The following is a 17,164-nucleotide window of genomic DNA, read 5'->3' on the forward strand; positions in this document are numbered from 1 at the left end:
GCCAAGTGGGGGGCTGGGCTGCGCAAACAAAAGCGCAGCCGGCGTCCCAGCTTGAACATTTGGCCTAGGGAGGGGGCGATCGTCGGCGCCGCTTGGCGATCACAACGTTTCAAGCGTATTTTTTGATCATTTTGCCGGTCTGGACTGTTTGACCCCAGACGGGCGCGGTGTTCTGGTGGACACCCTGTGTTGCAGCTCGGACCCGAGCATCCATGTCATCGGCGATGTCGCGACATTCCCGATTGCTGATCTCGCCGCCTCGCCTCAAACCCCAACGCGGCTTCGTCCTGCCGCCCCTTGCGTTGGCGCCGCCTGATCTACAGCCCCGGCCCCTTGCCGCTGATCGGGCAGTCGCTCACCGTGTTCAAAAGCGGACATATCGGTCCGATGCTGCGCAAGCAGGGGATCAGGTGTCACTTTCCTGCGCCAAACCCTAGCGTTCCTGCGCAAAGACCCGCAACAACTGGCCGGGCCCACGCCGCCACAGTCTGACCGCAGGCAGCAGCGCCGCGAGCAGGACGGCGACACCGGCCCACAGCCCCAACCGCGCCCAATCGGCGGGAAAAACCTGCATGGGCAAGCGCCAGCCAAAGGCCTGCACATTGATGACCGACAACAGCACCTGCGCCAGCAACAGGCCCACAGGCAATGCGAAAATCATCGTCAACAGACCCAGCGCCAACGCGCGCGCCAGTTCCAGTGCTGCCAGATGCCGCGTTGTCAGCCCCAGCGCCCAAAGCGGGGCCAGCTGCGCCAATCGCATGCCAGATAGGGTCACAAGGGCGGCGAACAGCGCAAGGGCCGCCACCGAAAGCGTCAGCACATTCAGCGCGCGGGTAATCAGGAATGTGCGCTCGAATATGGTCAGCGACAGCGCTTTGGCCTGCGCCTGATCGGTGATCTGGGGGCTGGGCAGGCCGAAATCATCCTGAAGCGCGGCGATCAGGCGGGGTGCATCCTCGGTGCGGATGGCGAATTGCCGGATGGGCGTGTCAGGATAGGCCGCTTCAAAACGCTCCACCGACAGCACCGCCTGCGCCAGCGGGTTGCCATAATCGGGATAGGCGCCCAGCACTGGCACAGGGCCGATCCCCGGCAAATCGAGCATCGACGTGCCGGGGCGCAGCCCCGCGCGGCGGTATAGTTGTTCATTGACCAGCACCCCCTCGCCCGCCGCCAACTTGTCCCAAACATCCGCCACAGGGGCAATCAGGGGCCAGTTTTCGCGGAAAGTGGCGTGATCCTTCATCGCATAGACCTGCCCCGGCTGGCCCGCGAGCGTGGCGTCGATGCGCTGCATGGGCAGAATGGCATCGGCGCGCGGGCTCAGGAAAGCGTGCAGGGCCTCAGCCTCGGTCTGGCTGCGGGGCAAGACATTGACCTCGGCCACCAGCCGCAGGTCCAGCCAGTCGATAAACGTTGCGCGAAAGCTTGCGACCATCGTGCCCACCCCGATATTGGCCGACAGGGCCAGCATCAGCGCCATCAGCGCCAGCGACAGGCGCGGCAGGTTCTGGCGGCTGTCGGCCCAGAACCACTGCGCAACAGGTGTGCGGGCCATGCGTTCGGCCCCTGCCAGCACGGCGGCCAGCACCAGGGGCACGGCCAGCGCCGCCGCCAACAGCGTGGCGGCCAGCAAGGTGAAACCCGCAACCAGCCCAGCGCCCCACAGTGCCAGAACCACGGCCAGCCCCGCCAGCGCTACAGCGGCCCCGCCCTGCACACGCATTGTCCGCGCCGAGGCATGCGCCCATGCGCGCGGCTGCGCGGGGGCCAGCACAGGCATATGCCACAACCGCCACAGCGCCTGCGCGCCTGCCAGCGTTGTGCCTGCCAAGGTCATGCCCAAGCCCGCCAGCGCCCAAAGCGGGTCAAAGCGAAGCGTACCGGGCACAGGCGCGCCATAGAGGCCGCGCAGCGTAAGGGCGACATCCGGCAACAGGGCCGCAGCCAGCAGATAGCCCAGCCCAAGCCCCACAGCCCCCGCGACCAGCGCAAACAGGATCATCTCACCTGCAAGGCAAGCGGTCAGATGGCGCAGGGGCAGGCCAAGGGCGCGCAGGGTACGAAACATGGCGCGGCGCTGCTCGAACGCCAGACCAACGGCAGAATGCACAATGAACAGCCCCACCGCAAAGGCCAACAAGCCAAAGGCCGTCAGGTTCAGATGAAAACTGTCGGTCAGCCCCGCCAGTTCGGCCCCGTCTTCGGGCGAGATCAGGCGCAGATCGGGCGCAACCACTTCAAGCGGTGCCAGCCCTTGGGGCTGCGCGGGCGCAAGGGTTAGCCGAGTGATCCAGCCCTCCGCCCCCAGAAGGGATTGCGCGGTGGAAATATCGACCAGCACCGTGCCGACAGGCAGGGCCGGGGTGGCGCGCAAGGGCCGGTCGGTTGGCCCGATTTCCTCAAGGGTCTGCGGATGGGCATACCCCAACCCGTCAAAAAACCCTTCCAGATCCGATGCGGCCAATGCAGGGCCAATCCCCCCCGGTGCGCTGACCGGATCAATCCCCAGCACGGTTACACGCCCCGTGCCCATGCCCGCGCGCCCCTCGATCACGGGCGAGACGAGCCACCCCGCGCGGCGCAGGCGCGCGAATTCGGCTTGATCCATCTGGCCAGAGGCATGTTCAAGCCGCGCTGTGCCGCCATCCGACACCACACCTTCGGCGGTGGCATAGGCGGCGCGGGCCTCGGCGTTCAGGGCCTGCACGCCGGACCATAGCGCGGTTGCCAGCGCCAGCCCCGCCAGCAACATGGCCAGTTGCAAGGGCGCGCGCCGCCAATGCGACACCAGCGCCGAGAGGGCGGCCCCGGTCATGGCGCATCGCCAAGCTGGCCTGCGCGCAGATGTGCGCGCGACGTACAGCGTGCGGCAAGTCGCGGGGAATGCGTGACCAGCAATAACGCGGCCCCTGCCTGCGCGGTCAGATGCAGCATCAGGTCCAGCACCTGATCGCCAGTCGCCTCGTCCAGATTGCCTGTCGGCTCGTCCGCCAGAACAAGGGCGGGGCGTGCGGCAAGGCACCGCCCGATGGCAACGCGCTGTTGCTGGCCGCCGGACAACTGCTCGGGGTAGCGCTGCAACAAGCCCTCCAACCCAAGACGCTGCGCCAGATCCGCAACGAACGCAGCATCCGCTTTGCCCGCAAGCCGCACCTGAAACGCCAGATTGGCCCCCACATTCAAGGACGGAATCAGATTGAACTGCTGAAAGATCAACCCCACCTGCCCCCGACGCAAGCGCGCGCGCCCCGCATCGCCCATCGCGGTCAGATCATCCTGTGCGACACGCACCTGGCCTGCATCGGGCTGTTCCAGTCCGGCGGCGATGTGCAAAAGCGTCGATTTGCCACTGCCGCTTTCCCCTGTCAGCGCCAGTGACTGGCCAGCCTCCAGCCCCAGCGACACATGTTTGAGCACCTCGACGCGCCCTTCGGCGGTGTCAAAACTTTTGGATATGTCGCAAAGGGTCAGCGCTTTCATGAAGCCTCCTGTATCCAGCAGAGTTTAGGCCTTGGCAATACGGTTTCCAGCCGCGCTGGGGGGCTGTCTGCCCCCCGCCATGCAAAGCATGGCCCCCCCGAGAGTATTTGACGCAAGAAAATGATACGGGCGGGGGGAATGTATCAGGTGCCGTCATCCCACAACTCTGCGTCCCAGATTGCGGGGGTGCCGCAGATTTCAGGGTCGGGCGGGGTGACATTGGCTGCATCTTTCAGCGCATAGGGCAAGGTGCCAAGGATATGTTGCAGCACCGCAAGGCGCGCGCGATACTTGTCTTCCGAGCGGATGACGGTCCAGGGGGCGTGCATGGTATGGGTGCGCTCGAATGTCTGGGCGATGGCATGAGTGTAGCTGTCCCATTTGGCCAAGCCATCGATATCAATTTGAGAGAGTTTCCAGTGGCGCATCGGGTTACTTTCGCGCGCCAGAAGGCGGCGGAATTGCTCTGCGCGCGACACATTCAGCCAGATCTTGATCAGATGCACGCCGTCCCCGACCAGCATACGTTCAAACTCTGGCACCTGATGGAAGAAACGGGCGCGCTGATCCGGGGTGCAGAAGCCGAAGACATGCTCGATCACGGCGCGGTTGTACCATGACCGGTCGAACAGCACCATTTCACCCCCCGCAGGCAGGCGTTCGACATAGCGTTGAAAGAACCATTCACGCCGCTGGCGGTCGGTGGGCTTTGGCAAGGCCTCGACCCGGACGGTGCGCGGGTTGGTGACTTCGGTGATGCGGTTGATCGCTCCGGATTTGCCTGCCGTATCGCGCCCTTCAAAAATGACGATCACACGCTGCTCTGTCTCGGCCAGCCAGTGTTGCAGTTTGGCCAACTCGAATTGCAGCGGTTGCAGCGCGTCCTGATAGTCGGATTTCTTCATCCAGCGCGGATAGGGGTAGTTGCCGGCCAGCGTGTCGCGCTTGCGCGCATCCTCTATGGTGCAGCGCAGGGATTGGGGCGCTTTCTGTGTCAGATACTCTGTCACTTGCCCGTCAAACGGCATTGGAATCGCGCTCATCTGTGCCCCCATGTGCTGATCCTGTCAGCAAAGGGGTAAACGCGTCATGATGCAAGGGGTTGCTGGAGCGGGCAGCGGGAATCGAACCCGCACCAAGAGCTTGGAAGGCTCATGTGATACCATTTCACCATGCCCGCACTGCCCCATCAGCTACCAGCAGCCCAAGCGCGGGTCAAGTACCCAGCGCCCCACGACGCGGCAGGAAAATGGTCGTCAGCCCCAGAAGCGGCAGAAATGCGCAGGCCTGATACACCCATGCGATGCCGCGAAAATCGGCCATCACGCCAAGGAACGCCGCAGCAATCCCGCCCATCCCGAAAGCAAAGCCGAAAAAGATACCCGCCACCAGCCCCACGCGACCGGGCAACAACGCTTGCGCAAAGACCACGATCGCCGGAAAGGCCGAGGCGAGGATGATTCCAATGATGACCGACAGCACCGCAGTGGCTTGCAGCCCGACATAGGGCAGCATCAGCGTAAACGGCAGCACCCCAAGGATCGAGAACCAGATCACCACCAGCGGGCCAAAGCGGTCGCCCACCAGCCCGCCCAGCATAACCCCGGCGGCACCGGCGGCCAGAAACAAAAACAGCATTTGCTGCGCAGGCACGATGCCCAGATCGAAGCGGTCGATTAGAAAGAATGTGTAATAGCTGGAAATGCTGGCGGTATAGGCATTCTTGCTGAAGGTCAGGATGGTCAGCACCACCAGCGCCACGATAACGCGGTTGCGCGGCAGACCATGGGTTTGCGTCAGCCGCCCCTTTGCAGCACTGGCCCGCGCCAGATTGCCATACCATAGGCCCACACGGTTCAGAATAATCATACCCACCAGCGCCATCACAGCAAAAGCCGCAACACTTGGCCGCCCCAGCGGCACCACAATAAACGCGGCCAGCAATGGCCCGAGGGCCGATCCGAAATTGCCCCCGACCTGAAACAAGGACTGCGCTGTGCCGAATTTGCCGCCAGAGGCCAGCCGCGCAATGCGGCTTGATTCCGGGTGAAACACGGCCGAGCCGATGCCGATCAGCATCGCCCCCGTCAGCAGCCCCCCGTAACTGGTCGCAAAGGCCAGCAGAATTAGCCCGAACAGCGTAGCGCCCATGCCGATGGGCAACGATTGCGGCATGGGGCGGCGGTCTGTCACCAGCCCGACAAACGGTTGCAACAGCGAGGCTGTGACCTGGAACGCAAAGGTCATCAGCCCGATCTGCCAGAAACTCAGGTCAAACTCCAACGCGAGCAGCGGGTAGATGGCGGCCAGCAGCGATTGCATGATGTCATTGATCATATGGCACAGGCTGATCGCAACCAGCACCAGCCATGTGGTTCGCTCGGCTGTCGGTGTCTCGGCACTGAGGCTCATGGCAAGAACCCTTCACATGTTCACGAAGCGCGCATACTTCAGTGGCCAAATAATGACAAGGCAAGCCTGTTACAAAAGCGGAGAGGCCAGCGCGATGGTGTTGTTGCGCAGGCGTCGCAGCATGGACCAGCCCATCACATCGAAGCTGTCGATCACAAGGGCGCGCTCGATATAGCTTTGCTGGCGCGCATCGAGCGCGGAAGTCACGTCAGAGCATTGAAACAAAAGCGAATTCTCGTAATTTAGATCGAAACTGCGGTGGTCCAGATTGGCGGTGCCGATCATGCCGAACAGGCCGTCCACGGTGGCGATCTTGGAATGGATCAGCCCCCCCTCGAACAGGTGGATGCGCACGCCTGCGCGCAGCAGGTCGGGATACAGGCTTTCGCTGGCGGCCCCCACGATCAGGCTGTCATTGCGCGCGGGCAGGATAAGATCGACCTGCACCCCCCGCTCGGCGGCAGAGCATATCGCCGTGTGCAACGCCATATCGGGCACATAATACGGCGTTGTCAGAAAAACGCGCTCGGTCGCGGCATAGATCATCGCGCGCAACGCGTCCGACGGGGTGGTGTATACATCATCCGGGCCAGAGGCGATGACCTGCGTAATCACCGATCCTGCCTGAGGTTCGGGCGCATCCTCGGCCAGAAGCGCGCTCAGGTCTTCCGAGTGGTGGGTCATCCAGTCATGCAGGAACACGGCTTGCTGCTGGCGCACGACCGGCCCTTCCAGACGCATCAGGATATCGACCCACGGGGCAAAACGGGGCTTGATCGCAAAGGCCTCATCAGCGCAATTGCGACTGCCAACCCAGCTTAGGCGGTTGTCGACCACCACGATTTTGCGATGGTTGCGCAGGTCAAGCCGCCGGAACAGCAGGCTGATGAACGGATTGCCGACAGGTGCCGCGCGCTCCAGCGCGACGCCTGCGCCCTGCATCCGTCGCCACAAGGGCGAACGGATCAGATGCCGCGCACCGTGGTCATCAACCAGCACGCGGCACGCCACACCGCGCCGCGCCGCGCGGCACAGGCAATCGGCCATGCGCGTGCCTGTTGTGTCGGGCAGCCAGATATAAAACAGCACATGCACATGGTCCTGTGCGCTGTCGATGGCCGTAAACATGTCGTCCATCATCGCGTCCCCCTCGGCCAGAAGGGTCAGGCGGTTGCCTGCGACGGGAATAAAGCCGCTGGTGGCGTGTCCTGCGGCGAAACTGGGGCGGGCAGGCCCTTGCAGGGTCAGGGGCAGGTCGGGGCTGCTTGCCTGTGCTGCCAGCAATTGGTTGCGCACCTCGCGCATGCGTTCGCGCTTGGCGCGCTCCAGCCGGATTTCGCCAAACAGGAAATACGCGGCGATCCCTACACCCGGCAAGGCCGAGATAACCGTCACCCATGCCAGCCGCGCAGACGGCGTTAACCCCGCGCGCAACAGCGCACGGACGATGAAGCTTATCTGCAAGAAAACAACCAGAACGACTGTTGCGCCTGCCATACTCGACTTACCCCGCGATGATCCGAGCGCCAAATTGTCACGTTGCGCGGGCAGAGTCACGCAGACCTGTGCCAGAAACGCTTGAAGCCCTGTGTCATAGGCTATTTAAGACATGTGTTGTCCGGTATTGCCCAAGGGTGTCTCATGTTGCTCAAGCCACTTGTTTTTGATCGCTACGTTGCCCCGGCGCGGCTGCGCCCGCAGGTTTGGCGACTGGTAGTAGGGCTGGCGCTGGTGCTGGCGGTCTATATCCTGTGGATGGGGCTGATGGCCGGGGTGATCGGGGTGTCGCTTGGCGTCGACAGGCTGGAGGACATGCTTGGGACCATTGGCACAGGCAGCACGCCGTCCTCGCTGATCCTGCTGCTGCTGACCTTTCTTGGCATGGCGCTGGGGGCATTCGCCGCCACACGCTGGCTGCACAAGCGCCCCATTGCCACGCTGTTCGGGCCGCGCGCGGTTGTGCTGCGCGATTTCGCAACCGGTTTCGGGATTTTCGCAGTGGTGGCTCTTCCCGGCATTATCTGGTTTTTCCTGACGCTGGATCTGACGCGCGGGGTGGCCTGGCCTGTCTGGCTGATGTTTCTGCCCTTGGCGCTGATCGGCCTGCTGATCCAGACCGGCGCGGAAGAACTTGTGTTCCGCGGGTATATGCAACAGCAACTGGCGGCGCGGTTTGCCTCTCGCTGGGTGTGGATGGTGTTGCCGTCGGTTATTTTCGGGCTGGTGCATTACTCGCCCGAAGAAATGGGCCAGTCTGTCTGGCTGATTGTTTTTGTGACCGGCTTTTTCGGGCTTCTTATGGCCGATCTGACAGCGCGGTCAGGGGCCATCGGCATGGCTTGGGGTTTGCATTTTGCGAACAATATGTTTGCGATTTTGCTGTTCACCACGGGCGAGGCACTGGACGGCATGGCGCTCTACCGTCTGCCCTTTTCGGTCAGTGATACAGAGGCGATCTTGCCAATGCTGGCCTTGGATATGGCAGGTATGTTACTTGTCTGGGCGATTTGCAGATGGGCATTGCGCGGGCGCTGATTGCAATTCCCACGCCAGCCGATTATCTGAATGCCACCTTGCGCAGGGATGACCCGATGAACTGGATCACCAATTACGTCCGCCCCACGATCAACTCGCTGTTTTCACGCCGCGAGATGCCAGAGAATCTGTGGGAAAAATGCCCCTCTTGCGGCACGATGCTGTTTCACCGTGAACTGACGGAAAACCAACGCGTGTGCAATTCTTGTGGCCACCACATGACAGTCAGCCCGCGCGAACGCTTTGCCGGGTTTTTCGATGGGGGGATGTATACGGAAATTTCGGTGCCCCAGCCGATTACGGACCCGCTGCATTTCCGCGATCAGAAGAAATACCCCGACCGCATGAAAGCCGCGCAAAAGCAGACCGGCGAGAAAGAAGCGATGCTGGTTGCCGAAGGCGAAATCATGCGCACCCGAATTGTCGCTGTCGCGCAGGATTTTGAATTCATGGCCGGGTCAATGGGCATGCATGTCGGCAATGCCATCATTGCGGGCTGCGAACATGCGATCAAGCGCAAGCTGCCGCTGGTGCTGTTCTCGGCTGCGGGGGGCGCGCGGATGCAAGAGGGCATCTTGTCCCTGATGCAGATGCCGCGCACGACCGTGGCCGTTGATATGCTGCGCGAAGCGGGTTTGCCTTATATCGTGGTGCTGACCAATCCCACCACGGGCGGCGTGACGGCCAGCTATGCCATGTTGGGCGATGTCCAGATTGCCGAACCGGGCGCGCTGATCTGCTTTGCAGGCCCGCGCGTCATTGAACAGACCATCCGCGAAAAACTGCCCGAGGGATTCCAGCGCGCTGAATATCTGCTGGAACACGGCATGTTGGACCGCGTCACACCCCGCCCGCACCTGCGCACCGAGATTGCGACGATACTGCGGATGCTGGGCGGCCTTGGGCCGGTTGTGCATGGCGACCTGCCACGCCCCGACCCTGCCGCAATCATCGAGGCAGCGCAGGCCGAAGCGGCTGCGCAACCCCCCGAGGAAAAATGAGCAACACCAGCTCCGACGCGCTGTTGGCGCGGATGATGCAGTTCCACCCCAAAATCATCGACCTGACGCTGGACCGTGTCTGGCGCCTGTTGGCGGCACTCGACCACCCCGAACGCCGCCTGTCGCCTGTTATCCATATCGCAGGCACGAATGGCAAAGGCTCGGTTCAGGCGATGATCCGCGCAGGGCTGGAAGGGTCAGGCGCGCGCGTGCATGCCTATACATCGCCACATCTGGCGCGGTTTCACGAACGTATCCGGCTGGCTGGCACGCTGATTTCTGAAGAGGCCCTGAGCGCCGCTCTGGATGAATGCCTCGCCGCCAATGGCAGTGACGCGATCACCTATTTCGAGATCACGACCTGCGCCGCCCTGCTGGCCTTTGCGCGCACACCGTCTGATTACACTTTGCTAGAGGTGGGGCTGGGCGGTCGGCTGGATGCGACGAATGTGGTGGATAACCCCGCGCTGACGCTGATCACGCCAATCAGTCTGGATCACCAGCAATATCTGGGCAACACCCTGCCCGAAATCGCGGGTGAAAAGGCAGGCATTCTCAAGCGCGGGGTGCCGTGCATCGTCGGCCCGCAAGACGATGCCGCGCTAGAGGTGATCGAGGCCCGCGCCGCACGCCTTGGCGCACCGCTTTTGGTTTGCGGCCAGCATTGGCATCTGACATCCGAAGCGGGGCGGTTGATTTATCAGGATGAAACCGGCCTGCTTGATCTGCCCATGCCCAACCTGCCCGGCCCGCATCAGGTGCAAAATGCAGGCATGGCGCTGGCGGGGCTGCGCGCACTGGCACGCGACGCAGGGGCCGAGGCAGCAGTGACACGGGCCGAATGGCCCGCGCGGATGCAGCGCCTGCACCAAGGGCCACTGGTCGAGGCCCATTCCGGCGGAGCGATTTGGCTGGATGGCGGGCATAATCCGGCTGCGGGCCATGCAATCGCCGCCACATTGGCGCAGATGAATATCGGGCGGCTGTGGCTGATCTGCGGGATGCTGAACACCAAGGATGTGGCGGGTTTCATGCGCCCCCTGCAAGATGTGGCGCAGCATCTCTACGCCGTCTCGATACCGGGCGAGGCGGCAACTCTATCAGCACAGGAAACAGCGCAGGCCGCGCGCACCGCCGGAATTGACGCAAGTGAGGCAACAGATGTCCTCTCGGCCCTGAAACAGATCGCAGCGCAAGACCCCAGCGCCCATGTGCTGATATGCGGGTCGCTGTATCTGGCGGGGAATATCTTGCGCGAGAACGGCTGAACTCTATCGTCAAATGCGCCATTTTTCGGCAAGAAGCTGAACTTCGCACCAGATCCTCTCTGGTCGGCGAAAGCCGCTATTTCGGCGTGTGTGTTCAATGAAATCCTTGCAGGCGTCGACATGGTCCACGAACTGTTGTTGAATATTCTCTCTGACAATCTGTTCATCAAGCGTAAAGGACTTGATCGCCGCGTGTTCTTCGATTGTCTTTCTTGCCGTTTCATCGCCTTCCGGCGCGTTGTGGCCATGGCCGTTACTCTTCAGCCTTTCATACTCTTCTGATACGGCTCTGAGCTTTTTGGGGCCGATCTTGATTTCAAGAAAAGTGTTCTTCGCTTGAATGTAATCCCGATCCCAACTGAGCTTGCTCATGTAGTCAAACGTATTCTTCTTTCTTGAAATATCCTGAGCGTTCTGGATGGCCTTGTGTGCAAAATACCAAGCGCCCAGAGCAGAGACCATTATTGCAACAGGGGCAAGCAGAACCTCGAAATTCATTGTTCAAAATCAAATCCTGAAAATGCAGAAGACCCGCCGAAAACCGGCGGGCCTTTAAATTCATTCGTCTTACAAGCTAGCCACCGTACCCCTCACGAGGTGCGTTCGGCCAGTAGCTGGATCGTGTTAACATTTCCACTCCTTGCAGATATACAAGAACGATAGCACAGAGTTCTTACCAGTCTACTAATATCTATGACGGCGTAGGAGCGTTTTCCACCCATTGGTGTGCAACACTCCCACTGTCATCGACACTTACTCGCTGAACTGTGCCAGATAGGCATAGATATCTTCAGCCGAGCCACGCAGACGGTGGTTCATGTTGGAACGTGCACGCGAGTCGCCGGTCACTTCGCGCAGATACCCGCTTGGATCGTTGACATAGGCGACGAAGCTTTCTTCGTCCCAGACGACATCATGCTCTTCGCCTGCCGCGACAATCGCGCTGGAAAAGCGTGCGTAATCTTCATATGCACCTGCCTGACGTCCCACGACACCCCAAAGGTTCGGGCCTGTCGGCGCAAGACGGTGAATGACAGTGCCATCAGGGTCCACAACCCCATGACAGCTTGCACATTGACGGAAATTCGACTCACCTGCGTCTGCATCGCCTGTCGGCTCTGCTTGTGCAGCTAAAGGAGCTGTCAGAAATGCAGCTATAACGAAGGACTTCAGTTTGGACATGTATCACTTCCTATTCCTTGGGTGCTGTCATTGGCATACGGCCACGACCCTCACCGAGCTATCTGCTTCTATAGAACACCATACTGCCTGACAAGAGTTTCGCAAGGTGACAAAATGACCAGTAAACATGCTTGTGTCACAGATGTTTTGTGCTTGGTGGCACCCTTTCGCGCCATAACGCATGCGCAACAAGGCCCCGAATCATGCACCGCCTGACACCCTTGCGGCCGCGCTGGCTGGTTATTTCGGCGCTTGGCGTTGTGATGATCCTGACATGGGGCAGCAGCTATTACCTGATGACGGTGCTTGCCGCTCCGGTTGCGCAAAGCACCGGCTGGGGGCTGAACACCATTACCGGTGCGCTGTCTGCGGGGTTGCTGACTGCGGCGCTGGTCTCGCCTCGGGTGGGGCGGTTGATTGCGCGGTTTGGCGGGCGGCCGGTGTTGGCAGCGGGCGTCCTTGCGCTGGCATTGGGCCTTATCATTTTGGCACTGGCGCAAGCGCTGTGGGTGTTCTGGCTGGGCTGGCTTGTGCTGGGGGCGGGCATGGCGGCCACGCTCTATGATCCGGCCTTTGCCACGTTGGGCCGCCTCTACGGGGCCGAGGCCCGCAGCGCGATCACCGCCCTGACACTTTGGGGCGGCTTTGCCAGCACGGTGTGCTGGCCCCTGTCGGCCCTGATGCTGGAGCATTGGGGCTGGCGCGGGGTCGCACTGGCCTATGCGGGGCTGCATCTGTGCCTGACCTTGCCACTGGTCTGGCTGGCCTTACCGCGCGAGGCCGAAGCCCCGCCCCCGGCCCCCGACCAGATCACCCCGTCCCAGCCCGTTTCCCGAACCGAAGCGCGGCAACTTTTGGTGATGGGCGGGTTGCTGGTGCTGAACGGGCTGGTGGTGTTCAACATTTCGATCTGGCTGTTCACGCTGTTGCAGGCGCAAGGCATCAGTCTGGGGCAGGCTGTGGCACTGGGGGCCTTGATCGGGCCTGCGCAGGTGGGCGCGCGCCTGATCGAGATGGCAGGGCGCGGGCGGCATCATCCTATCTGGACCATGATCGCCTCTACCGGGTCGATTGCATCGGGGTTGGTGCTGCTGGCGGCAGGGCTGAACCTGCCAGCACTGGCGCTTATTCTCTATGGCGCGGGTAACGGTCTGTTTTCCATCGCGCGCGGTGCCTTGCCGCTGGCATTGTTCGGGCCTGCGCGGTTTCCTGTCCTGATGGGGCAGCTTGCCCGCCCGGCCCTGATGGCGCAGGCCATAGCGCCGCTTGCGGGGGCGTTCATGATCAGCACCCTAGGCGAAGGCATGTCCCTTTATGTGCTGGCGGCACTGGGTCTGGCCAATATCGCGCTGACTTGGGCCATGTGGCGCAGCACGCGCAACCCCTTGCGCACATGAAAACACCGCCCACCGTTTACAGGTGGGCGGTGACATGCGGTCGTCGCGGGCTTGCTTATGGCAGCGCGGGAATAACCAGATCGGGCATTTCGCCAGTCAGCGCATGCATGAAGGCCACAAGGCTGTCCAGTTCTTCATCACTGAAATCCTGCCCCAGCATTTGCTGGCCCATCAGCTGCACAGCACCTTCCAGATCGGGCACCGAACCGTTGTTGAAATACGGATAGGTCACCGCCACGTTGCGCAATGTGGGTGTGCGGAAGGCAAACATATCCGCCTCGTCCCCTGTCACCAGAAAACGCCCTTCGTCTTTTGATCCGGGCAATTCAAAGCGGTGATAGTTGCTGTCGGTCAGTGCAGGGCCATTGTGGCAGGCCACACACCCGGCATCGACAAACAGCTTCATCCCCGCAACCTGCGGCTCGGTCATGGCCTGCACATCGCCTTGCAAGAACCGGTCCAGCGGCGAATTGGGCGTGTTCAGCGTCCGCTCGAATGTCGCAATCGCAAGCGCGACATTGCCCTGATTGATTGGGTCAGCGTCGTCGGGAAAGGCTGCGGCGAAATGCTCGTGATATATCTCGAACTCCTTAAGCCGCTCGATCGCCTCGGCCAAGGTCATGTTCATCTCGATATCAGCCTGAATCGGACCCAGCGCCTGCCCTTCCAGATCAGGCTCGCGCCCGTCCCAGAATTGCGCACCCAAAAAGCCGGAGTTCAGCACCGTGGGGGTGTTGCGTTCGCCCACTTGCCCGCCATGGCCGACAGCGCGCGGAATCCGGTCAGCCCAGCCCAGTGCGGGGTTGTGACAGGTGGCGCAACTGATCACGCCAGAGGCCGAAATGCGGGGTTCAAAAAACAGCATCTTGCCCAATTCGATCTTTTCGGGCGTCATAGTGTTATCTGCCGGGATAGGCGGCAAGAAAGGCAGTGGTTCGAAGAAATCCATATATTCCGCGATGTCTTCTGCATGAACTGCCGTGACACTCAGCACCAGTGCCATCGCGGTTGCGCCAAGGCGGTGCAGTTGTCTGGGGGTCATGTTGGCCTCCTGTTCGTGTTAATTTGTCATCACCGACTGCAAGGCCTGCGCCGTGCATTCTCGCGCGTGTCAAATCACACAATAACAGAGCTGTGAGGCAGCACCTTGATCCATGTCAAGATTTAGAGCGATTCTAAATATGCAAGTGAGACTCAGGTTTTGCGGGCCAGAGATCAAATCTCTGGGGGCCACACCCGTTCGGCATCTGCCGCAATCCACGCATTCACCCAGACTGGCATTTCGGGGCTGTCCTCGGGCTGGCCCATGGCGCGCAGAACTTGCGCAGGCGGCACGATCCCTTGCGCAGAGGTGATGGCCGAGCGGATCAGAATGTGGTTGGCGCAGTCGTCGCCTTTCCACATGGCCTGTTCGGTATACAGAAACCGCGCATCCCAACCGATGCAGCGGCTGCGCAACTCGAACCGTTCAAACGCACGGATGCGGCGGCGGTAGCGCGTGGTATTGCCTGCCACGGTTATACCCCAACGATTCTGGCGCAGCACATCTATCAGCCCCGTCCGCATCGCCATTGGAATGCGCCCCAGATCATACAATGTCAGCGTGCGCCCGTTGTTCAATTCCACCCAAGGGTCCAGATCCCAAGGCCAGCAGCGATGATGCGAGACATGCAGATCGCACACCCCAAGGCGCGGGGCGTTGCGGTATTTCAGCATTTCCTTGGCAAAGCGGATGAAGGGATACATAGGCGCGCTCCTTTCGCGCAGCGGTGCCGGAAGGCGTGTGCCGCGTCAAGACCAGCCGTCGGGTCAAAGGTTGAGTTTTTCCAGCAAAACCGCGCCAAACCGCTCCATGCGCGCTGGGTCCATGCCCTTGATCCGCGCCAGTTCCCCCTCGGTGCCGGGGTGGGCGGTGGCAATGGCGCGCAAAATCGCGGGCGACAGGGTCAGCAGTTTGTCCGTACCATCCGGCCCGCGTTCCAGATCGCGCGCCAGAACGAACAACTCATCATACAAATCGCCCGCATTGCGGCCTGCCAGTTTGCGGCGCTGGGGGTGTTGGGGCGCGGGGGTCGCGCCAGTGATGATTTCCAGAAAGCTGGCACCATACCGGTCCAGCTTGGTGGCCCCCACACCAGAGATGCGCGCCATCGCATCCATGCTGTCGGGGCGCGTTTCAGCCATCTCGATCAGGGTGCGGTCGGTGAAAATGACATAGGCAGGCACGCGCGCTTCTTCGGCCAATGCGCGGCGCTTGGCTTTCAGCGCCGACAAAAGCGGCGCATCCTCATCCGAAACAAGCGATTTCACCGCAGGACGATCCTGCGCGCCCGTCACGGTATCTTCGCGCAAATGTATCTCTGCCTCGCCCCGCAGGATCGGGCGGGCGGCTTCGGTCATGCGCAGCGCGCCGTGACGTTCAGGGTCGGGGCGCACCAGATCGCGGCCCATCATCTGCCGGAACACCACCTGCCATTTGGCGCGGCTCAGGTCTTTGCCCGCCGCAAAGGTCGGCAGCGCATCATGCCCGCGCTGCACCACTTTTGCGGTGGAATTGCCCAGCAGAATGTCGATCAGATGCCCCGCGCCAAAACTCTCGCCCGTGCGCAAAATGGCGGATAGCGCCTTGCGCACGGGCGTTGTCGCGTTGAACAACTTTGCGGGCACCGCGCAAAGGTCGCAATTTCCACACGGTTCCGACGCGTCACCGAAATAGGACAGCAGCACCTGACGGCGGCAGCCCGTCGCCTCGGCCAGACCCAACAGCGCGTTCAGGCGCGCATGATCGGCTTGCTTGCGTTCCAGTGGCGCGGGGCTTTCGTCGATCTGCGAGCGGCGCAGGCGAATGTCATCAGGGCCAAACAGGGTCAGCGTGTCAGCGGGCGCACCATCGCGGCCCGCGCGGCCGATTTCCTGATAATACCCCTCAATTGATTTGGGCAAATCAGCATGGGCCACCCAGCGAATATCGGGCTTGTCGACCCCCATGCCAAAGGCGACCGTCGCCACCACGATCAGGTCATCTTCGCGCTGAAACAATTCCTCGACCATCCGGCGGGCATGCGCTTCCATCCCGCCATGATAAGCGCGCGCATTATGCCCCGCCTCGCACAGCCCTTGGGCAAGCGCTTCGGTTCGCGCACGGGTGCCGCAATAGACGATGCCCGACTGCCCCTTTTGCGACCGCGCATAGGCCAGTATCTGGTCGCGCGGCTTGTTCTTGACTGCAAAGTTCAGCCGGATATTGGGCCGGTCAAACCCGCGCAGAAAGATTTGCGGCGCGGCCCCGTCGAACAAGCGCTTGATAATCTCGGTGCGGGTTTCCGCATCGGCGGTGGCGGTGAAAGCGGCCAGCGGCACATTCAACGTGCGGCGCAGATCGCCCAGACGCAGGTAATCGGGGCGGAAATCATGGCCCCATTGGCTGACGCAATGCGCCTCATCCACCGCGATCAGGCTGCACCGCGCGCGGCGCAGCATGTCAATCGTGCCCCCCGATGCCAGTCGTTCGGGCGCGATATACAGCAATTTCAATTCGTTGCGCGACAGCGCCTGATAGACAGCATCGGTTTCCGCCTCAGTATTGCCAGAAGTCAGCGCACCTGCCGCAACGCCCAGTTCCTGCAACGCGCGCACCTGATCGCGCATCAGCGCTATCAACGGCGAAATCACCACTGTCAGCCCCTCGCGGCACAGGGCGGGCAGTTGAAAACACAGCGACTTGCCGCCACCCGTGGGCATAATGGCCAGCGTGTCCTGTCCGGCCATCACCGCCTCGACAATCTCGGCCTGACCGGGGCGAAAGGCGGGAAAGCCAAAGACACGCGACAAGACCGCTTCGGGCGGCTGGGGTTCGACAACGGGAAGGGGCACTGTCATCAGC

General features: G+C 61.7%; 14 protein-coding genes and 1 tRNA gene. 4 read left to right on the plus strand and 11 right to left on the minus strand.

The genetic code is table 11. From position 1 onward, the window contains the following. Positions 1-433 precede the first annotated feature (433 nt). The 6 genes from BD293_RS15190 to cls all read right to left on the minus strand — a co-directional run bounded on the left by BD293_RS15190 (position 434) and on the right by cls (position 7,395). A complete protein-coding gene (locus BD293_RS15190) occupies positions 434-2,821 on the minus strand; it encodes an FtsX-like permease family protein (protein WP_142083122.1) in 2,388 nt (795 codons plus the stop codon). Continuing rightward, a complete protein-coding gene (locus BD293_RS15195; protein WP_142083124.1) occupies positions 2,818-3,486 on the minus strand; it encodes an ABC transporter ATP-binding protein in 669 nt (222 codons plus the stop codon). The genes BD293_RS15190 and BD293_RS15195 overlap by 4 nt, the downstream gene beginning before the upstream one ends. 143 nt (positions 3,487-3,629) lie before the next feature. After that, positions 3,630-4,529 (minus strand): polyphosphate kinase 2, encoded by a 900-nt coding sequence (gene ppk2 / locus BD293_RS15200; RefSeq protein ID WP_342781404.1) that lies wholly within the window; start codon positions 4,527-4,529, stop codon positions 3,630-3,632. A gap of 63 nt (positions 4,530-4,592) precedes the next feature. Then, positions 4,593-4,666: transfer RNA gene (locus BD293_RS15205), tRNA-Gly, on the minus strand. Positions 4,667-4,701: 35 nt separating this feature from the next. Further along, positions 4,702-5,898, minus strand: a complete 1,197-nt coding sequence (locus BD293_RS15210; RefSeq protein ID WP_142083126.1) for an MFS transporter — start codon at positions 5,896-5,898, stop codon at positions 4,702-4,704. A 69-nt stretch (positions 5,899-5,967) separates the two neighbouring features. Further along, complete coding sequence (cls, locus tag BD293_RS15215) at positions 5,968-7,395, minus strand: cardiolipin synthase (RefSeq protein WP_142083129.1); 1,428 nt, start codon at positions 7,393-7,395, stop codon at positions 5,968-5,970. A gap of 144 nt (positions 7,396-7,539) precedes the next feature. On the opposite strand from cls, the gene BD293_RS15220 reads away from it, so the two are divergent. Genes BD293_RS15220 through BD293_RS15230 form a run of 3 tightly spaced genes read left to right on the plus strand, consistent with a single transcriptional unit; the run spans position 7,540 to position 10,702 of the window. Then, the gene (locus BD293_RS15220) at positions 7,540-8,433 is read left to right on the plus strand and encodes a CPBP family intramembrane glutamic endopeptidase (RefSeq protein WP_142083132.1); all 894 of its coding nucleotides are present in this window, start codon (positions 7,540-7,542) and stop codon (positions 8,431-8,433) included. A gap of 56 nt (positions 8,434-8,489) precedes the next feature. After that, positions 8,490-9,434 carry an acetyl-CoA carboxylase, carboxyltransferase subunit beta gene (gene accD, locus BD293_RS15225; protein ID WP_142084652.1) on the plus strand — a complete coding sequence of 315 codons (945 nt, stop codon included), beginning with the start codon at positions 8,490-8,492 and terminating at the stop codon, positions 9,432-9,434. Further along, the gene (locus tag BD293_RS15230; RefSeq protein ID WP_142083134.1) at positions 9,431-10,702 is read left to right on the plus strand and encodes a bifunctional folylpolyglutamate synthase/dihydrofolate synthase; all 1,272 of its coding nucleotides are present in this window, start codon (positions 9,431-9,433) and stop codon (positions 10,700-10,702) included. Before accD ends, BD293_RS15230 begins: the two co-directional genes overlap by 4 nt. A 9-nt stretch (positions 10,703-10,711) precedes the next feature. Here BD293_RS15230 and BD293_RS15235 read toward each other — a convergent pair whose 3' ends face one another. Both BD293_RS15235 and BD293_RS15240 read right to left on the minus strand, forming a co-directional pair. After that, positions 10,712-11,200 (minus strand): DUF4760 domain-containing protein, encoded by a 489-nt coding sequence (locus tag BD293_RS15235; protein WP_142083136.1) that lies wholly within the window; start codon positions 11,198-11,200, stop codon positions 10,712-10,714. A gap of 255 nt (positions 11,201-11,455) precedes the next feature. Next, positions 11,456-11,884, minus strand: coding sequence for a c-type cytochrome (locus tag BD293_RS15240; protein ID WP_142083139.1), 429 nt, complete (start codon positions 11,882-11,884; stop codon positions 11,456-11,458). A gap of 203 nt (positions 11,885-12,087) precedes the next feature. Between BD293_RS15240 and BD293_RS15245 the strand changes: the two genes are divergently transcribed. Beyond that, positions 12,088-13,281, plus strand: coding sequence for an MFS transporter (locus BD293_RS15245; protein WP_246086324.1), 1,194 nt, complete (start codon positions 12,088-12,090; stop codon positions 13,279-13,281). Between the two features lie 55 nt (positions 13,282-13,336). Here BD293_RS15245 and BD293_RS15250 read toward each other — a convergent pair whose 3' ends face one another. The 3 genes from BD293_RS15250 to recQ all read right to left on the minus strand — a co-directional run bounded on the left by BD293_RS15250 (position 13,337) and on the right by recQ (position 17,160). Further along, positions 13,337-14,323, minus strand: coding sequence for a cytochrome-c peroxidase (locus BD293_RS15250; RefSeq protein WP_142083142.1), 987 nt, complete (start codon positions 14,321-14,323; stop codon positions 13,337-13,339). Positions 14,324-14,496: 173 nt separating this feature from the next. Further along, complete coding sequence (locus BD293_RS15255) at positions 14,497-15,027, minus strand: acyl-CoA thioesterase (protein WP_142083144.1); 531 nt, start codon at positions 15,025-15,027, stop codon at positions 14,497-14,499. 63 nt (positions 15,028-15,090) lie between these two features. Continuing rightward, on the minus strand, positions 15,091-17,160 hold the full coding sequence (gene recQ, locus BD293_RS15260) for a DNA helicase RecQ (protein ID WP_142083146.1): 2,070 nt from the start codon (positions 17,158-17,160) through the stop codon (positions 15,091-15,093). Positions 17,161-17,164: the final 4 nt, after the last annotated feature.

The sequence above is a fragment of the Roseinatronobacter monicus genome, from assembly GCF_006716865.1.
GTDB lineage: Bacteria > Pseudomonadota > Alphaproteobacteria > Rhodobacterales > Rhodobacteraceae > Roseinatronobacter > Roseinatronobacter monicus.

Bases quoted from the DNA above. Each gene is read 5' to 3' on its own strand.
- BD293_RS15190 (WP_142083122.1), bottom strand. From the start codon at position 2,821: ATGACCGGGGCCGCCCTCTCGGCGCTGGTGTCGCATTGGCGGCGCGCG.
- BD293_RS15195 (WP_142083124.1), bottom strand. From the start codon at position 3,486: ATGAAAGCGCTGACCCTTTGCGACATATCCAAAAGTTTTGACACCGCC.
- ppk2 (WP_342781404.1), bottom strand. From the start codon at position 4,529: ATGAGCGCGATTCCAATGCCGTTTGACGGGCAAGTGACAGAGTATCTG.
- BD293_RS15210 (WP_142083126.1), bottom strand. From the start codon at position 5,898: ATGAGCCTCAGTGCCGAGACACCGACAGCCGAGCGAACCACATGGCTG.
- cls (WP_142083129.1), bottom strand. From the start codon at position 7,395: ATGGCAGGCGCAACAGTCGTTCTGGTTGTTTTCTTGCAGATAAGCTTC.
- BD293_RS15220 (WP_142083132.1), top strand. From the start codon at position 7,540: ATGTTGCTCAAGCCACTTGTTTTTGATCGCTACGTTGCCCCGGCGCGG.
- accD (WP_142084652.1), top strand. From the start codon at position 8,490: ATGAACTGGATCACCAATTACGTCCGCCCCACGATCAACTCGCTGTTT.
- BD293_RS15230 (WP_142083134.1), top strand. From the start codon at position 9,431: ATGAGCAACACCAGCTCCGACGCGCTGTTGGCGCGGATGATGCAGTTC.
- BD293_RS15235 (WP_142083136.1), bottom strand. From the start codon at position 11,200: ATGAATTTCGAGGTTCTGCTTGCCCCTGTTGCAATAATGGTCTCTGCT.
- BD293_RS15240 (WP_142083139.1), bottom strand. From the start codon at position 11,884: ATGTCCAAACTGAAGTCCTTCGTTATAGCTGCATTTCTGACAGCTCCT.
- BD293_RS15245 (WP_246086324.1), top strand. From the start codon at position 12,088: ATGCACCGCCTGACACCCTTGCGGCCGCGCTGGCTGGTTATTTCGGCG.
- BD293_RS15250 (WP_142083142.1), bottom strand. From the start codon at position 14,323: ATGACCCCCAGACAACTGCACCGCCTTGGCGCAACCGCGATGGCACTG.
- BD293_RS15255 (WP_142083144.1), bottom strand. From the start codon at position 15,027: ATGTATCCCTTCATCCGCTTTGCCAAGGAAATGCTGAAATACCGCAAC.
- recQ (WP_142083146.1), bottom strand. From the start codon at position 17,160: ATGACAGTGCCCCTTCCCGTTGTCGAACCCCAGCCGCCCGAAGCGGTC.